This is a genomic window from Bradyrhizobium sp. sGM-13 (genome assembly GCF_018398875.1).
Taxonomy (GTDB): domain Bacteria; phylum Pseudomonadota; class Alphaproteobacteria; order Rhizobiales; family Xanthobacteraceae; genus Bradyrhizobium.
Genome location: NZ_JAGWDK010000004.1, coordinates 144,764 through 162,494, shown reverse-complemented (window position 1 = coordinate 162,494; position 17,731 = coordinate 144,764). Strand labels below are relative to the sequence as shown.

Here is a 17,731-nt window from a genome sequence, read left to right as displayed (position 1 = left end):
TTAGCCGCCCGCCATCAAATCTTTCGCCAGCGCCATGTAAGCCGGCAGCGTCACGGGATCATTGGCGGCGTTGCCGGCCGCCGGGTGCGAGGCATAGCGGGCGATCACCATCTCGGCCTTCGGATCGATGTAGATGCCCTGCCCGTGAACGCCGCGCGCCATGAAGGCGCCGTGCGCATTGTGGGTCACCCACCACTGGTTCCGATAAGACGCGCCGGGTAATGTGGTGTAGCCGGCCGGCTTGAATTTTTCGGGATCGCCGCCGCGCGCGATATCCTCGATGACTTTAGACGGCACGATCTGGCAACCATTGAACCGGCCGTGATTGCGGATCGTCTCGCCGAAACGGGCGAGATCGCGCAGCGTGGTCGAAAGCCCGCCTCCGCCGCTTTCGGTGCCGATGCGGTCGACGTGATAATGCGCGTCCTCTTCCGCACCCATCGGAATCCAGATGCGCTCCGATAGCAGATCGGACAAGGTCATGCCGCTCGCCCGCCGGCAGATCCAGGCCAGCACGTCTGAATTGACGGTCTTGTAGGCGAAGGCCTTGCCGTGCTCGCCCTGCTTCTTCTGCGCGCACAGGAAATCGAAAATATTGGTCGCGCCCTCGTAGCCCGGCTCGATCGGCGCCATGCCGTTCGCCCGCCGCAGCCCGAACACGCCGGAATTCTTGTCGGTATAGACCTCGGTGTATTCGAGGCCCGTGGTCATATCCATCGCCTCGTGCACGCGCGCATCGCCGAACGCGCTGGCCTTAAGCTCCGGCACATAGTCCGTGACCGGCGCCTGCGGATCGATCTTGCCCTCCGCGACCAGAATGCCGGCGAGCGTGCCGGTGAACGATTTTGTCACCGACATCGCGATGTGCGGCTTGTGCGGCTTCAGCGCACCGAAATAGCGCTCATAGATCAACTTGCCCCGGTGCAGCACGGCGATGCCGTCGGCATAGGTTTCCTCGAGCATGCGCGCAAACGTCATCGGCCGCCCGTCCATCGTGACCGAAGCCGATGCGCCGATGTCGTGCTCCTCGCGCGGCAACACGGACGTGGGCCCTGCCCCGCGCCAGACGTTTACGGTCGGCACGAGCTGACGGATATTGCTCCACGCCCAACGCAATTCGGGGAAGCTGCGGGACGAGCCGTCGTGAAAGCTGATGGTTTTATCCGCCGGCGGCGGAAAGCCCTGCATCCAGCCCAGCGTTTGTGGATCGGTTTCGGCGACGGTTGCAGGCTGTTGGCTGGCGGCGGTCGCGACAGGCATCAAAGCTCACTCCAAAGAGGCGATCCCGATGTCGTACCATGCGGTCATGCACCGCACATCCCGCGTTTGCGCCGGGGTGACCGTCACTGCAAGCGGTTACGGAACAGCGCGTAGGGCGAGCTTAGCGATAGCGTAACTCGCCATGCCACATCACTAAAAATACTCGAATACGATGGATTACGCCTTCGGCTAATCCCCCCACTCACCGAGCTTCATCAGGACCAAGGAAGTCATTTTTTCTTACTTCCGCCGCTTTTACCGCGGTCCTTGTTCTTGCTCGCATTGGAGCCGACGGACACTGTTTGCGTACGTTCAGCGAAAAGAGGCCATACCGGTCCAGCCTTTGCCGAAGCACAACGGAAAGTGTGCAGAGGCCACCTGTCGAGATCCGGAGCACAGGCAATGTGGATCGACTTCTTCTTGGTAACCCCCCAAAGGTCAGGCCGCGCTGGAAAAACAGCATGCCCCTCGCCGTGTGTCTCCTGAAACAATGGATGATCCACGCCGGTTTGACGGACAGCATGCGTGTCCCAACAGAGTACCAGGTTTGAGCGCTCCTTCTTGTAGTTTAAATAGTGATAGTGCCAACCGACTTGGTTGTGGCGCTCCCGCTTCAGAACGTCTCTATCACCAGAAATAGCTATAAGGTATGCAACCACCGTATCAGGCAGGCGCGGAATGATCGGCCTCCTCAAGACTGGCTCAACGAAACCCCTATACATCTCACGAATTGGAAAGACGTTGGTCCTGCTGCCAATGGTCCAAAACTGGCCATCGGGCAGTTTCGCCGTCGATAATTCGGCGCTGTACTCTGCTTCACGGAGAGCTCGATGTAGAGCGCCGACGATCTCGCCGAACGGTTGTAACCCCTCCTGAAGAGCGATCGAACTAGGCAGTGGCCGCCATCGATCATCATCGAACGATTCAACAGGGGACTCAAGCTCACTATTTTGATACTCAAGTAAAGCGGAGTGAAGCCAGTCCGCAACCTCTCGAGCACGCATCATTCGATCGTCTCGGTTAGGCATGCGATTCTTCAGGTTTTGGAGGCAGAGCGGTCGCCAAGGATCGCAGAAAATTGCTCCACCAGATCAACCTTCGAACGACCGCCGCCAATGATGGAAATGATCTCCTCAAACGAGAACTTCACGACGAGGTTCAAACGGGGATTAAAGAACACCTCTCAACCACTCCGGCTCTCCACTTTCAATTGCGGCGCAGTAGCTCAATAGCCAGTACATCAATATCTGCCGATAGTCCGACGACGAGAAGTGCTTGCTGGTGCACTTGATTTCAATCAGCGTAGCCCCGACCGAGAAGTCACCTACTCCAGACGCAATCCATTGATAGCCGGGAATTCTTGGTGCGCACTCGAACTTTTCGTCTGGTGCCTGGGATCGAAATTTGGAGAGCATCGTAAATAGATTATTGGCCACCCAGAGAGCAGCAGCTTTGTCCGATTCAGAAAGCGACAGAGGCAGCACGGCGTCAAAATGCTTCCGCTGCCGATCTACGGCAACTTCTAAACATACATCCCAGTCAATTGACTCTTGCCGATTGATCAATTGCTCCGCCGCTGCGACCGCGATTTCAAATAGCATCGCCTTTTGTAATCGGCTCGCATCAATTAATTCGGGTGGAACAACCTCCAGCTCAGGCAGAGAAACCGATCGTCGGTTGATGCTTGCAACGACACCTTGCGCCAACTGCGGAAAGAGTGCATCGAGAACACCAGGAATATCTCGCGCTATTGTTCTGGGATCGTGAGCCACACTCAGCCGAGTCATTTCATTGCCCAATCGCGATACACGGAAGCAAACGTTGGCTGGCTCCCTCGTTCGAAGCCGAGCCGCCAAGCGACAGCCAAACTTTTCTTCACCTGAGAGCGAAATTTGTTTCCTTCATCGCCGAACTCGGATCCCGCATACCACAACATGCGCTGCTCCTCGACCTTGAGCGCGTTCCACTTGTTACGCTCCCGAATGAAGCTCGTACGATCCCTCCAAATCCGCCAGCAATCGAGGCATCCACGCTTCACGGTTTCTGAAGGTGAGGACGAATGAACTTTTAGCACAAATGCTGCTCTAGGTTGCGTTCTCCGAAATCGTATCGCTCTTAGATAATGGAGGCAACTTACCTCCGCCGACAAAAGATGCGCCGAATGACGCGGATGTCGTCGAGTAGTTTGTCGAGCGGCTCGTGTATAATTCTGAAGCTCTCTTCTGCGCAGACGGATGCAATTCCCCTCATGATTGTAGACCAAGAAGCGCGAAATGCATGCAAATTTCCGGGAGACAGAAGCGTGCTGCAAAGCAGTAGCGCTGTCTCGGGATCGTGCAATCGCAACGTTCGGCCAATCTGAGTAACCAAAAATGTGTCAGGCTGCGCCTTGCGAAGCTCTCCATCCAAGAGCTCCCGAATATTCAGACTTTCGACAATGCCTTTCAGCTCTGTGTAGTCAGCCTCAGCAGTATCAGAATATGGATCAAAGTGCAGGTCAATCTCTGAAAGCTTACTCGCCTCATCTCCTGCAACACCAAGTTGGGTCTTAACATAATCGACATAATGTTTTGCCGTTAAGAGTACGGTTTTCGTGCGATTCAGAGTGAGGCCATAGTCAGCAAGTGCATGTGATAGAATTGCAAGCGCCCGGTATGCTTCGGACTGATTTTGAGTGATCAACACAAAATCATCGACATATCGTCGCCAGATCAGGCCTTCATCGGTTAGTCTGCGATCAATTGACGACAAAAGGAGCTCGGCCAGTATACGCGAACATTGCCCGCCAACTGGCAGTCCAAACGAGCGGCCCGATGCAAATCTGCTTAGGAAGCGGTCTATCTGCGTCGATACAGTTGAAGCCTCTCCGAAGAGATCGCTTACAAGATTCTCGATGCGATGGTGCGAGACGTGTTCATAGAAGCTTGAGATGTCAGTCTGGACAACGACAGACGTATCCGGCGATCGCTCGCAATCAACAATGCTAGCTTCCCGAAATGTGCGCCAAGACGCATCGCGATTGAAAAGACCTTTTCCGCTCGAGGCAAATCGATAGGAATGCGCCCTTTCGTTGCGGGTGGGCTCAAGCGCCTCAGCCACAGCCACTCCTAAGGCGTTGAAATAGATATTCCAGAAAGGATGGATCTTCGTCGTTATTCGAAATCCAGCTGTCCCCGTGGGAACGAGCAGTCGCTCCGAGAAAATCGGCAACTCATCGATAAGGTTGCGCGCGCTCTTCCTACTTCCCTTCTCCAATCCTTCACTGAATTTGAATGCGATGCGAGCAAGATCTTCTTGATTTTCGGTGATGAAACGATTGTCTATATCGAAAGGAAGCGTATCGTTGTCACCATTCGCACTGATGTCTGATACCGCTCGTTTGAAATGCTCTAAAGTAATGTCAGTCATTCGACCTCGGCACGTTGCTGCCTTCGCTCAGCTTGCGCGGCCTATTTGCGTTTGATCCTCCCAAATCTACCTAGAATTGCCGGCTTGAAAAGTCCCTCCTCTCACTCCCACTCAATCGTTCCCGGCGGCTTAGACGTCACATCATACACCACCCTATTCACCCCCTTCACCTCGTTGATGATCCGCGTCGCTGTCGCGCCGAGGAAGCTCATGTCGAAGGGATAGAAGTCGGCAGTCATGCCGTCGGTGGAGGTCACGGCGCGTAAGCCCACGACGTATTCGTAGGTACGACCATCACCCATCACGCCGACGGTTTTCACCGGCAACAGCACCGCAAACGCCTGCCAGATCTTGTCGTAGAGGCCGGCTTTGCGGATCTGGTCGATGTAGACCGCGTCGGCGTTGCGGAGGATGTCGAGCTTTTCTTTCGTGATGTCGCCGGGGCAGCGGATCGCGAGACCCGGGCCGGGGAACGGATGGCGGCCGACGAAGATTTCGGGCAGGCCGAGTTCGCGGCCGAGCACGCGGACCTCGTCCTTGAACAGTTCGCGCAACGGCTCGACCAGCTTCATGTTCATGCGATCAGGCAAGCCGCCGACATTGTGGTGCGACTTGATGGTCACCGAAGGGCCGCCGGTGAAGGAGACGCTTTCGATCACGTCGGGATAGAGCGTGCCCTGCGCCAGAAATTCGGCGCCGCCGATCTTCTTCGCCTCCTGCTCGAACACGTCGATGAACAGGCGGCCGATGGTCTTGCGCTTCGCCTCGGGATCACTGACGCCTTTGAGCTCGCCGAGGAAAAGCTTTGAGGCATCAACATGCACCAGCGGGATGTTGTAGTGATGCCGGAACAGGTCGACCACCGTCTCGGCTTCGTTCAGCCGCAGCAGGCCGTGATCGACGAACACGCAGGTGAGCTGGTCGCCGATCGCCTCGTGCAGCAGCACCGCGGCGACCGCGGAATCGACGCCGCCGGACAGGCCGCAGATCACCCTACCCTTGCCGACCTGGGCGCGGATTTTGTCGATCGCTTCCTCGCGGAAGGCGCGCATGGTCCAGTCGCCGGTGAAGCCTGCCACCTTGCGGACGAAATTGCGCAGCAGCTTGGCGCCATCAGGCGTGTGCACCACTTCGGGGTGGAACATCAGGCCGTAATATTTGCGCTTCTCGTCCTGGATCACCGCGAACGGCGCGTTCGGCGAGACGGCGGCGACGGTAAAGCCCGGCGGCATTTTGGTGATGCGGTCGCCATGGCTCATCCATACCGGATGGCGCTCGCCCATCGACCAGGTGTCGTCGAACAGTTTGCTCGCCGTCTTCACCTCGACGTCGGCGCGGCCGAATTCGCGGTGGTGGCCGCCCTCGACCTCGCCGCCGAGCTGGGCGGCGAGCGTCATCTGGCCGTAGCAGATGCCGAGCACGGGAACGCCGGAATCGAAGATCAGTTGCGGCGCGCGCGGCGAGCCTTCTTCGTGCACCGACTCCGGCCCGCCGGAGAGGATCACCGCCTTCGGCTTCATCTCCTTGAAGGCGGCCTCGGCTTTCTGGAACGGCACGATTTCGGAGTAGACGCCCTCCTCGCGCACCCGGCGGGCGATCAGTTGCGTCACCTGACTGCCGAAATCGACAATCAGAATCTTGTCATGCGCCGAGGCCACCGAGGGCGTCGACTCGCGGGCTTTCTGTGCTGCTGTCATGGACAGGAATTACGCGACGGGGCGCGGCCTCGCAACCGCGGCAACGGGCTGACCCACATTCTTTCTCGGGCATGGACAAATCGGCATTGGGTAAGTATTATTGACCTAATTTGTCCGGCCGCGCGCTGTCGTTCCGGAGGCGCGCAAGGTGCGAACCAAGGTGCGCGATTGCGCACCAAGGAACCTCGAGATCCTCAGATGCGCTATCGCCCGGAATGACGGGCCCTCTTATGAACGATCGCAGGATTTCCCCCATGAAAATTCCCACCCTGCCCTTCACCGTCACTGACTGGAGTCAGGTCGCCGCGACCACGCATCGGGGCGTTTCAGGCGAAGCGCTGTGGCGCACGCTCAATATCGGTGATCTCCGCGTACGGATGGTCGAGTACTCACCGGGCTATCTTGCCGATCACTGGTGCGACCGCGGACATGTGCTCTATGTGCTGGAAGGCGAGCTCGATACCGAACTGCGCGACAGGCGCACGTTCAAGCTTCGCACGGGGATGAGCTACCAAGTGTCGGATTTCGGCGACGCCGCGCATAGATCTTCGACGAAGACGGGCGCGAAGCTGTTCATTGTGGATTGAGATTTCGTAGGGTGGGTTAGCGAAGCGTAACCCACCATCTTTCTTCGCGTGTAGGTGGGTTACGCCTTCGGCTAACCCACCCTACGCATCACGCCTTCTTCAGCACCGACACGAAGAAGCCATCCGTTCCCGTCCTTCGCGGCGTCATCAGCCAACCCTCCGGCGATCGCAGCGCGGCCTTCGCAAAATCCTCCGCTCTGTCCCAGAGCGCGCTTGCCGTGTCGTTCAATGGCTGAATCGAAAACTCGGGATGACGTGTCACGAAGGCGCGGACTTGTTCGCCGTTTTCGCTTGGCAACACCGAGCAGGTGACATAGGCGATCCGACCGCCGGGCTTGACCAGGCGGCTTGCGCGATCAAGCACTTCGGCCTGGTCCTTCAAGCGAACCTCCAGCGCGCCGGGGCGCATGCGCCATTTGGCGTCGGGGTTGCGGCGCCAGGTGCCGGTGCCGGTGCAGGGCGCGTCGATCAGCACGAGATCGGCGGATGCCTTGATGTCGGCCAATGGATCAGTGTCGCCCTTCGGCGCGCGAATCTCGGCGTTGTGGACGCCGGCGCGCGAGAGCCGCTCATAGATCGGGGCGAGTTGGCGCTTGTCGCGATCGGTTGCGATCAATCGCCCCTTGCCTTGCATCATCGCGGCCAGCGCCAACGTCTTGCCGCCGGCGCCGGCGCAGAGATCGATCACCTGCTCGCCGGGCTTTGCCGCGGTGAACAGCGCCGCAAGCTGCGAGCCCTCGTCCTGCACTTCGATCGCGCCCTTGATGAAATCCTCTTCCGCATGAATGCCGGGACTGCGGGCGTCGGCGCCGAGTTCGATGCGCAGCCCGATCGGCGACCACGGCGTCGGCGTAGCTCCGAGATGGCCGAGCGACGCCAGCACTTTTTCGCGCTTGGCTTTGAGCGTATTGATGCGCAGATCGAGCGGCGCGCGGCTCGCCATCGCGGTCGCCTCCGCCACGCGGTCATCGCCGAACACGGCGGCCAGATGCGGATCCAGCCATTCCGGATAGTCGCCTGCGATGTGCGGCGGCGCGTCGTCGAGGGTCCGCGAGGTGAGCGCTGATCGTTCGGCTTCGGTCAGCGGTTCCGGCGCAAAACGCCCGCCGTCGCAGAGAGCCGATATCGCCTCCACATCGAGCTTGCGCTCGAGCTTCATCATGCCGAGCACGCGCGCCCGCGGCGTGTCGCCGTCCATCAGCCAAGCGCTCGATGCCCGCCGCCGCAGCACGTCCCAGATCAGGCCCGAAATCGCTGCGCGATCGCCCGAGCCGGCATAACGATGCGCGGTGCCCCACTCCTTCAGCGCCTTTGCCGCCGGAACGCGCTGCGCGTCGATGGTGTCGATCAGTTCGATGGCGGCGGAAAGGCGGGCAGCGGGGGTCATTCAGGGCTTTCTAGATCAGAAGCAAGAGCTTCAGCGCGAAATAGATCCACATCGCAAGCAGCACCAGCGCGCCGGCAAACCACGCCAGGCTGCGCTGCTGGATGTTGTTCGAGGTGACGAAAATGCCGGCATGGGCAAATCGTGTCACCACGAACACCCAGGACATCAGCACGATGAAGAGATCGGCCCGGCGCAGCGGCAGCGCCAGCGCGATCAGGAGATAGAACAGCAGGGGTACTTCGAACTGATTGGAGAAGCAATTGCCGATCTGGGCGACGCGGGCCGGATACTTCGGCTGTCCGAGCGCGATGTCCCTCAGGCTGGTTTCGCGGGCCTTCACCGCCTTGGTGCGGCCCGTCACCATCCAGAGCAGCAGAAAGAAAGTGAGCCCGATCAAAACGAAGACCGGCAGCAAAACCATTTGAACCGACATGAGAATCTCCCCCGAAGCCTGCCTGAGTTCCTAAATCAATAACGAGACGCCCCTCACCTGACAAATCCACTTAACCGGGCTCGCTTGAACCACAAGGAGAGGCCAGACGACCAACTAGCGAGAATTCCGAAGGTTCTGGTCTCGAACCGATCTTGAAGCAATCCGCGAGCAGGCGATGAACATCACCTCCCCCATCTTGACCGGCGCCGGCCGCGCCGCCGAGCTGCCCGGCGATTCCGTGACCTCCCTGCTCCGGGCCGTCGGATTCACCGACGGCCCCGACGGCGGGCTTGGCATCGTCATGTCGGCCTTGGCCGGGATCGCCGCGGCGCTGGCGGTCGCGATCATGCTCTCCGTCTATTTCCACAGCGGCCACCGCAGCCGCCACGATCTGCTCAAACACGGGCTTGCAGCTTCCGCGGTCCTGGTCCTGCTCGCTTTCGCGATCTCGGACATCAGGCACACGGCGCAGGCCTATCTCGGCCTCAATCCGGCAAAACCCGCGGTTGAATTTGAAATCCGCCTGCCGAAGGCGACGTTGACGACCGCGGCGGACGTCCAGATCGAGCTGCTCACTGACCGGAACCAGAAACTGGCAAAGGTCCAGGAGGCGCTGGCCTCCGCGCCCGACGGCCGCAGCATCTTGCGCGGGACCGTGACGCTCGATTACCGCACCACCGAGCGCATGATGGTGCTAAATCTGCCCGGCCGTGCCAAAAGCACGTTCCGCCTGCGGTTGCCGGCAAGCCCCTCGCATTCGGAGCAGTTCGGGCCGTGGCATCTGGCCGACGGCATCGTCCTCGCCAATGGCGACACGGTGACATCGGAGATTCATGACGCCTTCGCGATCCGTTATCGCGTGCTGTGACGCCATAGAGATACGAAGATGGCGGACCGCTGGGCACATTTGCTTTGACGCCAACAACCAGCGCTCTACTGTATCCCTGACGGTCGCCGAAAGAGAGCAGCCGCGGGAGGAGTGCAACTTTGCGATTTCGCGACCAGGACATTGTCTTCGCCACCGGCGCCAAGGGACAGAATATCGATATTCTCACCGCCAATCCGGTTAATTACTTTCACGTCATCAGCAATGCAGCCGAGCTGCCCAGACTTGTGATCGACGGCAAGCTGTTCCTGCCCTCCTCCGAACATCGCAAGCTCAATGGAAAGCTGCCGCTGGTGATGGTGGTGCCGGGCAGCCTCGGCGTTGCGTCCTCGCATCTGGCGCATGCCGAGACTGTTGTCGGCGACGGCTTTGCGGCGTTTGTGCTGGATAGTTTCGGCGCGCGCAATGTGACTTCCACGGTCGCGAACCAGACGCAGTTCTCGTTTGCCGCCAGCGCTTACGATGTGCTCGCGGCGTGGCAGGTGCTGGCGGCCCATCCGGAGATCGATGCTTCGCGGATCGGCGCGCAAGGCCACAGCCGCGGCGGCTCCGCCGTGCTAACGGCAGCGACGCGCCGCTTTGCCGATGCGGTGGTCGGCGCCGGCGCCGGCTTTCGAAGCGTGCTCGCCGCCTATCCCTGGAGCGGCCATCAGTTCCTCGATCCGTCCGTCGACGAAACCGAAATCCGCGTCATCATGGGCGATGCCGACGAATGGTGCTCGCCGATGCAGGTGCAGGGCCATTGCCAGGCCATCCGCCTCTCCGGCGGCAAGGCGACGATGCGGCTGATCGGCGGCGCGCAGCACAGTTTTGACCGCGGCACCGCGATCGAGAACGTCGCTGAAGCGTCCGTCTCCCCCGCCGCGCCGACGGCCTATATCGCCAATGACGGCGCCTTCATCCATCCGCTTCAGGGCGTCGCGGAGAGCAAGCTCACCGACCGCGACCTGATGATCTATGCGCTGAAGGCCGGCTATGGCCGCAAGGGCGCGAAGATCGGAAGCCGTGACGGCGATGCTGAGCTGTTTCGGGAGGACATGCTGGCGTTTTGGCGACGGACGTTGGGGTAAGGATCGTGGCGACCAAGATATCGTCATCGTTCTGACTCCAGACGCGGCGATAATCCGTCCAAAAGGAATACTGCATGTCCGAATTTCGCCTGACGCAAATTTCCGACACCCACCTCGCGCGCCGTCTGCAAGAACTCACCGACAATTTTTACCGCGTCAGCGAGTATATCGATGCGACGCGGCCGGACCTCGTCGTTAACACCGGCGATCTGGCTTTCGATGCGCCAACCAGCCGAGACGATCTCGAATTTGCCAGGGAATTGCATGACTCGCTGCCGGTGCCGTGCCGGCATTTGCCGGGCAATCACGACGTCGGCGACAACCCGACGGAAGTCGCCCCTGCGCCAAAGGATCTGGCGACAGAGAACGAACGGCAGAACTATCTTTCCGTGATCGGCGAAGACCGCTGGCGCTTCGATGCGGCCGGCTGGTGCTTCATCGGATTGAACTCGCTGATCATGAATACCGGGATCGAGAGCGAGGCGGAGCAGTTCGGCTGGCTGGCTTCAGAACTCGGGCGTGTAAACGGCAAGCCGATCGCGCTGTTCCTGCACAAGCCGCTGTTTTTGAACGCACCTGACGACCCCGAGACTCTCGAAACGGCGATCCGCTATGTGCCGCAACCGCGGCGCAGAAGCTTGATCGAAATGTTTTCGAAGGTCGATCTGCGGCTGGTCGCCTCAGGCCACGTCCATCAGCGTCGCGACTTCACCTATCGTCATACGCGCCACGTCTGGGCGCCCTCGACAGGCTTCATCCTTCCCGAACGAATTCAGCCGGTCATCGGCATCAAGGAAGTCGGGCTGGTGGAGTACCGTTTCCAGCCCGACGCCCTTGAAGTCCGGCACGTCAAGGCGCCGGGACAAACCGATGTTGATCTGGATTCACTGATTGGCAGGAATCCCTAGTTTTCAGAGAGCATCACCACTGGCGCTCAACGAGGCCATAGGAATAGTAAGAGCCATCATCCCAGGGCTGTGACGCAAATGCGCCCACGCGTGGAGCCGGGTGAAACCGGTTACCATAATAGTAGCCTGGGGGTGTGGTGGTCCTGACGCCGTAACCTCCTGTGACGTAAGCTGAGTTCGGATAGCTAAAGCCCATCACACCGGGTTCCTGATAGACCACTTGAGCCATCGCAGGAGTGGCCAGCATCGTGGCGGCAACCAGGCCGAGCGATAGTTTCTTGAAGATCGTCATTTGGTTTCTCCATTAGATGTTAAAGCCAAACGACAGTTTCGAAGGGACGTTCCGCCGCTCGCCTCAAGTAGGCGTGAGCTTCCTGGTTGAGGGTTCCCCAGAACCCCCGGGCGCGCGCCGGTTTCAAATCTTGTCCGGCCCGACGCGCACCAACTGCTTGCCGAAATTGGCGCCCTTCAGAAGGCCCATGAATGCAGCGGGCGCACTCTCAAGGCCTTCGGTGACGAACTCCTTGTGCTTGACCTTGCCCTCGCGCACCCACCCCGACATGTCGCGCAGGAAGTCGCCGTGGCGCGCGGCGAAATCGCTGACGATGAAACCGCGGATGGTCAGGCGCTTGGTCAATACCGCGCGCATCAGCGACGGCGCCCATTTCGGCGCCACCGCCTGCGTATCGTTATAGTGCGCGATCAGGCCACAGACCGGAATGCGCGCAAACGCATTGAGCAGCGGGAATACCGCTTCGAATACGGCGCCGCCGACGTTCTCGAAATAGACGTCGATGCCTTTCGGGCAGGCGTCCTTCAGCTTGGCCGCGAGATCAGGGTCGCGATGGTCGAGGCAATCGTCGAAGCCGAGTTCATTCTTGACGTAAGCGCATTTTTCCTTGCCGCCGGCGATGCCGACCGCGCGGGCGCCCTTGATCTTCGCGATCTGGCCGACCGCCGAGCCGACCGCGCCGGAAGCGGCCGCGACGACGACCGTCTCACCCGCCTGCGGCTTGCCGATGTCGAGCAGGCCCGTATACGCCGTCATGCCGGGCATGCCGAGCACGCCGACTGCGGTCGAGATCGGCGCGATGTCAGGATCGATTTTTGCAAGGCCCTTGCCGTCGGAAACCGCATGCGTCTGCCAGCCGGCGCGCGACAGCACGATGTCGCCCTTGGCGAAGCCGGGATTGTTCGAGGCGATCACTTCGCTCACGGTGCCTGCTTCCATCACGCCGCCGATCGGCACCGGCTGGGCATAAGACGGCCCGTCGCTCATGCGCCCGCGCATGTAGGGATCGAGCGACAGCCAGATGGTGCGAATGAGGACCTCGCCAGCGCCCGGCGTGGGGATGGGGCAATCCTCGAGGCGGAAGTCGGAGGGCTTTGGTTCGCCGACGGGGCGCGAGGCGAGAACGATGCGTTTGCCTTGGGACATGGGTGTTTCCTCCGGTTTTGTTCTTCGTCATTGCAAGCGTAGCGACTTGTCCGCCGAAGCTCAACGAGCGAAGGCGGAAGCAATCCACGCCTCCGCAAGCTGTGAAATGGATTGCTTCGCTATGCTCGCAATGACGGGGAGAACGGCCTCGCTCAGAACACCGTCATTCCGGGGCGATGCAAAGCATCGAACCCGGAATCTCGAGATTCCCCGGTGCGCAATTGCACACCTGAGGTCTGATCCTTGCGGACCATCCCGGAATGACAGCGTCTGCCGGGCTACGCTCCGCCCGGATAATTCGGGCTCTCCCGCGTGATCGTCACGTCGTGGACGTGGCTTTCGCGCAGGCCCGCGCCGGTGATGCGGACGAACTGCGCCTTTTCGTGGAATTCGGCGAGGTTGCGGGCGCCGACATAGCCCATCGCGGCGCGCAGGCCGCCGGCGAGCTGGTGCATAACGTTGGCGACCGGGCCCTTGTATGGCACCTGCCCCTCGATGCCTTCGGGAACGAGCTTGAGCGTGTCCTTGATGTCCTGCTGGAAATAGCGGTCGGCCGAGCCGCGCGCCATTGCGCCGACCGAGCCCATGCCGCGATAAGCCTTGTAGGAGCGGCCCTGCCATAGAAACACTTCGCCGGGCGTCTCGTCGGTACCGGCGAGAAGCGACCCGACCATGGCGATGTCGGCACCCGCGGCGAGTGCTTTGGCCAGATCGCCGGAATATTTGATCCCGCCATCGGCAATCACTGAAACGTTGGCCTTCTTCGCCGCTTCCACCGCATCCATGATCGCGGTGAGCTGCGGCACGCCAACGCCGGCGACGATGCGGGTGGTGCAGATCGAGCCTGGGCCGATGCCGACCTTGATCGCGTCGGCGCCCGCGTCGATCAGCGCCTGCGCGCCCTCTTTCGTTGCGATGTTGCCGGCAATCACCTGCACCGCGTTGGAAAGCCGCTTGATGCGATTGACCGCGTCGAGCACCCGCGAAGAATGGCCGTGTGCGGTATCGACCACGATCAGGTCGACGCCGGCATCGATCAGCCGCTCGGTGCGCTCAAAGCCACCCTCGCCGACCGTGGTCGCGGCAGCCACACGCAGCCGGCCATGCTCGTCCTTGCAGGCGAGCGGATGCGCAACCGCCTTTTCCATGTCCTTGACGGTGATCAGCCCGACGCAGCGGTACTGATCGTCGACAACGAGCAATTTCTCGATGCGGTGCGTGTGCAGCATCCGCTTCGCTTCATCCTGGCTGACGCCTTCGCGAACGGTGACGAGGTTCTCGTGCGTCATCAGCTCCGAGACTTTTTGTTTGGGATTGGTCGCAAAGCGGACGTCGCGGTTGGTGAGAATGCCAATCAGCTTGCCGGGCGAATTCTTGCCGGCGCCGGTGACGACGGGAATGCCGGAAAAGCCGTGGTCCTTCATCAGCGCCAGCGCGTCCGACAGCATGGCATCGGGACCGATGGTTAGCGGATTGACCACCATTCCGGATTCATACTTCTTGACCTGCCGCACCTGGGCGGCCTGCCCCTCAGGATCGAAGTTGCGGTGGATGACGCCGACGCCGCCGGATTGCGCCATCGCGATCGCCATGCGCGCTTCGGTGACGGTGTCCATGGCGGACGCCATGATCGGGATGTTCAGCGGAATCGCGCGGGTCACGCGGGAGCGGATATCCGCCTCGGAGGGCAGAATATCCGAGAGACCGGGCTTCAGAAGCACATCGTCGAACGTGAAGGCTTCACGGATACTCTGAAGTCCCTGCGCCATTGCCAACTCCTTTCGGCGGCTCGCCGCCGCGATCAGTTCTATGGATGAACGCCGCCTTCGGCGATGCTACCGGCATCGCCGTCGAATCGAAGCCCATCGGTGGGGTTGACGGTGGTCGATAGCATGGCAGCACGCCGAATCAAAGCGTTTGACTGCTATGCACGGACTTTTCAGGAAACGCCGCAATGCCAAGGGCTTAGGGGAAGAGTTTACGGGAAGGCCTTACGGCCGATAGCCCGGCGGCGGCCCGTGCTGGCGGATCGCCTCCACCACCTCGCGGTGCCGGCGGTCCTCCCGCTTCATGTGAACCGCGATCAGCGCATGCGCCGACGGCACCAAGAACAGGACGTGGAAGATCAGCCCGAAAACCAGGCAAAACACGATCAGGACCAGGTTGAAGATCGCCGAAAACGGCTGCCCGTTCAGGAGCAGCCCGAGCGGCGGCAACAGCGCGGCGAGAACGTAGATCATCATTACCTCCAGCGGCTGGCGCGGTGCATACCAGCGTCACGCAGGATTTAGGTGGTTTGCCCGGTTTCGCAATGGCTTGTGTGACGGCGGGATGATACAGCGCCCTCGCCTGCCTCTCTCTCCAGTCCCCCGATCCCGATGGACAAGCAACGCCTGATCCCGCTGATCGTCGCCACCGCGCTGTTCATGGAGAACATGGACTCGACGGTGATTGCGACCTCCCTGCCGGCGATCGCGGCGGACATCGGCACCAGCCCACTGACGCTGAAGCTGGCGATCACGTCCTATTTGCTTTCGCTCGCGGTGTTCATTCCGGCCAGCGGCTGGACCGCCGATCGCTTCGGTGCGCGCATGGTGTTCTCGATCGCCATCGGGGTGTTCATGATCGGGTCGATCGGGTGCGCGCTGTCGCAGAACATTACCCATTTCGTCATCGCCCGCATCCTGCAGGGCATGGGCGGGGCGATGATGACGCCGGTCGGGCGGCTGGTGCTGTTGCGCTCGATCGACAAGAGCGCGCTGGTCAATGCGATGACATGGGTGACAGTGCCGGCGCTGATCGGGCCGGTGATCGGTCCGCCGCTCGGCGGCTTCATCACCACCTACTTTTCCTGGCACTGGATATTTCTGATCAACATTCCGATCGGGCTGCTCGGCATCTTCATGGCGATGAAGTACATCGACCCGATCAAGAGCGAGGATCCCGAGCGCTTCGATCTCTATGGGCTGGTGCTGGCCGGGATTGGGCTAGCCGGCATCGCCTTCGGCCTCTCGGTCGCGGGTCTCAATCTGTTGCCCTGGCCGATTATCGCCGGCCTGGTCGCGATCGGTACCATCTCGATGACGCTCTATGTCATGCACGCGAAACGAACCGGCTCGCCGGTACTGGATTTCTCGCTGCTGCGGCTCTCCACCATGCGCGCCAGCATTATCGGCGGCTTCCTGTTCCGGCTCGGCATCGGCGCGCTGCCGTTCCTGCTGCCGCTGTTGATGCAGGAAGGTTTTGGGCTGACGCCGTTCCAGTCCGGCCTGGTGACGTTTGCTTCGGCCGTCGGCGCCATGGGGATGAAGACGCTGGCCGCACGCATCATCCGCGCCTTCGGCTTCCGCTATATGATGACGGTCAACGCCGTCATCAGCGCAGTCTTTCTCGCGGCCTGCGCATTGTTCACGGTGACGACGCCGCTGTTGCTGATCTTCATCATCCTGGTGGTCGGCGGCTTCTTCCGCTCGCTGCAGTTCACCGCGATCAACACCGTCGCCTATGCCGAGGTCGAGCCGGCGCAGATGAGCCGAGCCACCACGCTCGTCAGCGTCAACCAGCAATTGGCGATATCGGCAGGCGTCGCCATGGGCGCGTTCTCGGTCGAATCGACCATGCTATACCAGCATGTCACAGAACTGAGTGCCGGCGTATTCCCGCCCGCATTCCTCGTGGTTGCGATCATCTCGGCGGCGTCAGCATACTTCTTCTGGCAGATGCCCGACGACGCCGGCCACGAAATTTCAGGGCGCAAGGTCGTCGAGATCTCCAGCCGCAAGGGTGCGGAAAAAGCAGCGACCAAGAAGGCCGCCAGCGAAGGCCCCGAGGACGCGCGGGATCAGCGCCTCGGGTAACCGCGGCGCACTTCACGCCCAAATGCCGGATTTTCCCGTTCCGCACCGCTCCGAACGTCCTGCGCCGCAAAAAAATCCGACGTGAGGGTCAGAAAGCGAACGGAAGCTTCGCCGCCGGTCGTCGAGATAGCGGTCACCGGGCGGCTAACCATCTCAGCGCCGATTATGATTGAGGGAAATCCTACTCTCGATCTCGGTGGTGCATCGCGCGTCCCCGCTCCGGATGAAGTCTGGACTGCTGTTTGATCTCTGTTTCGCTTGAAAGGATGAACACCTGTGAGTGAAGTCAATACGAACGAAGCGAATGTCGATACGAAAGCCGGTGCCGACCAGAAGCGCCCTGGCATGCCGTTTGCGATGCCGAGCCTATTTGATGTGCTCTCCGAGCAGAACACGATCCGGGCAAAGGAAACCATCGAGAAGATGAAGATCGCATCGGGAGCGATCAACGACGCTCTCCGCGAAGCCAGTTCGGCCAACGCAAAAGGCGTTGCGGACTATGCCGCCAAAGTTATCGAGTTCTCCGCAGCCAATACCAGCTCCGCCTTCGATTTTTTCAGTCATCTCTTGGGCATGAAGACGCCCTCGGAAATCCTGCAACTGTCGGCGGCACAGAGCTGCAAGAACTTCGAAGCCACGGCTGCGCAGAGCCGGGAGCTTTGGCAGCTTACGCGCAGGGTCGCGACCGAGACGGCCGACCCGATCAAGAAAAGCTTTGCCGGCGTGCTGCAGAAGGCGGCCTAGTTCTTAGTCGAACCTTTGCAGCACGCGGCAATCGGCTGGAACAAGCGCTCCCCTGT

General features: G+C 60.6%; 18 protein-coding genes. 6 read left to right on the top strand and 12 right to left on the bottom strand.

The features are described 5' to 3' along the window. The 6 genes from KJQ96_RS07310 to guaA all read right to left on the bottom strand — a co-directional run bounded on the left by KJQ96_RS07310 (nucleotide 1) and on the right by guaA (nucleotide 6,365). Nucleotides 1-1,260 carry a serine hydrolase gene (locus KJQ96_RS07310; RefSeq protein WP_213286007.1) on the bottom strand — a complete coding sequence of 420 codons (1,260 nt, stop codon included), beginning with the start codon at nucleotides 1,258-1,260 and terminating at the stop codon, nucleotides 1-3. A gap of 230 nt (nucleotides 1,261-1,490) precedes the next feature. Further along, a complete protein-coding gene (locus KJQ96_RS07305; protein WP_213286006.1) occupies nucleotides 1,491-2,267 on the bottom strand; it encodes a hypothetical protein in 777 nt (258 codons plus the stop codon). Nucleotides 2,268-2,296: 29 nt separating this feature from the next. Continuing rightward, complete coding sequence (locus KJQ96_RS07300; protein WP_213286005.1) at nucleotides 2,297-2,440, bottom strand: hypothetical protein; 144 nt, start codon at nucleotides 2,438-2,440, stop codon at nucleotides 2,297-2,299. Then, nucleotides 2,430-3,047, bottom strand: a complete 618-nt coding sequence (locus tag KJQ96_RS07295) for a hypothetical protein (RefSeq protein WP_213286004.1) — start codon at nucleotides 3,045-3,047, stop codon at nucleotides 2,430-2,432. Before KJQ96_RS07295 ends, KJQ96_RS07300 begins: the two co-directional genes overlap by 11 nt. Before the next feature lie 346 nt (nucleotides 3,048-3,393). Further along, a complete protein-coding gene (locus KJQ96_RS07290) occupies nucleotides 3,394-4,668 on the bottom strand; it encodes an RNA-directed DNA polymerase (protein WP_213286003.1) in 1,275 nt (424 codons plus the stop codon). Nucleotides 4,669-4,769: 101 nt separating this feature from the next. Next, entirely contained in the window at nucleotides 4,770-6,365 is a 1,596-nt protein-coding gene (gene guaA, locus KJQ96_RS07285; protein ID WP_213286002.1) for a glutamine-hydrolyzing GMP synthase, read from the bottom strand. A gap of 254 nt (nucleotides 6,366-6,619) precedes the next feature. Here guaA and KJQ96_RS07280 point away from each other — a divergent pair, with 254 nt between their 5' ends. Beyond that, entirely contained in the window at nucleotides 6,620-6,952 is a 333-nt protein-coding gene (locus tag KJQ96_RS07280; protein WP_213286001.1) for a DHCW motif cupin fold protein, read from the top strand. 88 nt (nucleotides 6,953-7,040) lie between these two features. Here the strand turns inward: KJQ96_RS07280 and KJQ96_RS07275 are convergent, their stop codons facing one another. Next, complete coding sequence (locus tag KJQ96_RS07275) at nucleotides 7,041-8,339, bottom strand: RsmB/NOP family class I SAM-dependent RNA methyltransferase (RefSeq protein WP_213286000.1); 1,299 nt, start codon at nucleotides 8,337-8,339, stop codon at nucleotides 7,041-7,043. A gap of 10 nt (nucleotides 8,340-8,349) precedes the next feature. After that, nucleotides 8,350-8,772, bottom strand: coding sequence for an MAPEG family protein (locus tag KJQ96_RS07270; protein WP_213285999.1), 423 nt, complete (start codon nucleotides 8,770-8,772; stop codon nucleotides 8,350-8,352). Nucleotides 8,773-8,947: 175 nt separating this feature from the next. On the opposite strand from KJQ96_RS07270, the gene KJQ96_RS07265 reads away from it, so the two are divergent. The 3 genes from KJQ96_RS07265 to KJQ96_RS07255 all read left to right on the top strand — a co-directional run bounded on the left by KJQ96_RS07265 (nucleotide 8,948) and on the right by KJQ96_RS07255 (nucleotide 11,636). Further along, complete coding sequence (locus KJQ96_RS07265; protein WP_249733827.1) at nucleotides 8,948-9,640, top strand: acriflavin resistance protein; 693 nt, start codon at nucleotides 8,948-8,950, stop codon at nucleotides 9,638-9,640. A 119-nt stretch (nucleotides 9,641-9,759) separates the two neighbouring features. Continuing rightward, complete coding sequence (locus KJQ96_RS07260) at nucleotides 9,760-10,728, top strand: dienelactone hydrolase family protein (protein WP_213285998.1); 969 nt, start codon at nucleotides 9,760-9,762, stop codon at nucleotides 10,726-10,728. Between the two features lie 74 nt (nucleotides 10,729-10,802). Continuing rightward, complete coding sequence (locus KJQ96_RS07255; RefSeq protein WP_213285997.1) at nucleotides 10,803-11,636, top strand: metallophosphoesterase; 834 nt, start codon at nucleotides 10,803-10,805, stop codon at nucleotides 11,634-11,636. 13 nt (nucleotides 11,637-11,649) lie between these two features. Here the strand turns inward: KJQ96_RS07255 and KJQ96_RS07250 are convergent, their stop codons facing one another. From KJQ96_RS07250 to KJQ96_RS07235, 4 genes are all read right to left on the bottom strand, one after another. Further along, nucleotides 11,650-11,928, bottom strand: a complete 279-nt coding sequence (locus KJQ96_RS07250; protein WP_213285996.1) for a hypothetical protein — start codon at nucleotides 11,926-11,928, stop codon at nucleotides 11,650-11,652. A 123-nt stretch (nucleotides 11,929-12,051) separates the two neighbouring features. After that, nucleotides 12,052-13,074, bottom strand: a complete 1,023-nt coding sequence (locus KJQ96_RS07245; protein WP_213285995.1) for an NADP-dependent oxidoreductase — start codon at nucleotides 13,072-13,074, stop codon at nucleotides 12,052-12,054. Nucleotides 13,075-13,352: 278 nt separating this feature from the next. Beyond that, a complete protein-coding gene (guaB, locus tag KJQ96_RS07240; RefSeq protein ID WP_213285994.1) occupies nucleotides 13,353-14,843 on the bottom strand; it encodes an IMP dehydrogenase in 1,491 nt (496 codons plus the stop codon). 222 nt (nucleotides 14,844-15,065) lie between these two features. Further along, nucleotides 15,066-15,314: a hypothetical protein gene (locus tag KJQ96_RS07235; RefSeq protein WP_213285993.1), complete on the bottom strand. Its 249-nt coding sequence runs from the start codon at nucleotides 15,312-15,314 to the stop codon at nucleotides 15,066-15,068. A gap of 138 nt (nucleotides 15,315-15,452) precedes the next feature. Between KJQ96_RS07235 and KJQ96_RS07230 the strand changes: the two genes are divergently transcribed. Both KJQ96_RS07230 and KJQ96_RS07225 read left to right on the top strand, forming a co-directional pair. Beyond that, nucleotides 15,453-16,931 carry a DHA2 family efflux MFS transporter permease subunit gene (locus KJQ96_RS07230; protein ID WP_213285992.1) on the top strand — a complete coding sequence of 493 codons (1,479 nt, stop codon included), beginning with the start codon at nucleotides 15,453-15,455 and terminating at the stop codon, nucleotides 16,929-16,931. A gap of 276 nt (nucleotides 16,932-17,207) precedes the next feature. Next, nucleotides 17,208-17,675 carry a phasin family protein gene (locus KJQ96_RS07225; RefSeq protein WP_213285991.1) on the top strand — a complete coding sequence of 156 codons (468 nt, stop codon included), beginning with the start codon at nucleotides 17,208-17,210 and terminating at the stop codon, nucleotides 17,673-17,675. Nucleotides 17,676-17,731: the final 56 nt, after the last annotated feature.

Excerpts from the sequence above, each read along its gene's own strand:
- KJQ96_RS07265 (WP_249733827.1), top strand. The coding sequence starts at position 8,948 with ATGAACATCACCTCCCCCATCTTGACCGGCGCCGGCCGCGCCGCCGAG.
- guaB (WP_213285994.1), bottom strand. The coding sequence starts at position 14,843 with ATGGCGCAGGGACTTCAGAGTATCCGTGAAGCCTTCACGTTCGACGAT.
- KJQ96_RS07280 (WP_213286001.1), top strand. The coding sequence starts at position 6,620 with ATGAAAATTCCCACCCTGCCCTTCACCGTCACTGACTGGAGTCAGGTC.
- KJQ96_RS07230 (WP_213285992.1), top strand. The coding sequence starts at position 15,453 with ATGGACAAGCAACGCCTGATCCCGCTGATCGTCGCCACCGCGCTGTTC.
- KJQ96_RS07275 (WP_213286000.1), bottom strand. The coding sequence starts at position 8,339 with ATGACCCCCGCTGCCCGCCTTTCCGCCGCCATCGAACTGATCGACACC.
- KJQ96_RS07245 (WP_213285995.1), bottom strand. The coding sequence starts at position 13,074 with ATGTCCCAAGGCAAACGCATCGTTCTCGCCTCGCGCCCCGTCGGCGAA.
- KJQ96_RS07295 (WP_213286004.1), bottom strand. The coding sequence starts at position 3,047 with ATGACTCGGCTGAGTGTGGCTCACGATCCCAGAACAATAGCGCGAGAT.
- guaA (WP_213286002.1), bottom strand. The coding sequence starts at position 6,365 with ATGACAGCAGCACAGAAAGCCCGCGAGTCGACGCCCTCGGTGGCCTCG.
- KJQ96_RS07270 (WP_213285999.1), bottom strand. The coding sequence starts at position 8,772 with ATGTCGGTTCAAATGGTTTTGCTGCCGGTCTTCGTTTTGATCGGGCTC.
- KJQ96_RS07290 (WP_213286003.1), bottom strand. The coding sequence starts at position 4,668 with ATGACTGACATTACTTTAGAGCATTTCAAACGAGCGGTATCAGACATC.
- KJQ96_RS07305 (WP_213286006.1), bottom strand. The coding sequence starts at position 2,267 with ATGATGCGTGCTCGAGAGGTTGCGGACTGGCTTCACTCCGCTTTACTT.
- KJQ96_RS07235 (WP_213285993.1), bottom strand. The coding sequence starts at position 15,314 with ATGATCTACGTTCTCGCCGCGCTGTTGCCGCCGCTCGGGCTGCTCCTG.
- KJQ96_RS07310 (WP_213286007.1), bottom strand. The coding sequence starts at position 1,260 with ATGCCTGTCGCGACCGCCGCCAGCCAACAGCCTGCAACCGTCGCCGAA.
- KJQ96_RS07255 (WP_213285997.1), top strand. The coding sequence starts at position 10,803 with ATGTCCGAATTTCGCCTGACGCAAATTTCCGACACCCACCTCGCGCGC.
- KJQ96_RS07250 (WP_213285996.1), bottom strand. The coding sequence starts at position 11,928 with ATGACGATCTTCAAGAAACTATCGCTCGGCCTGGTTGCCGCCACGATG.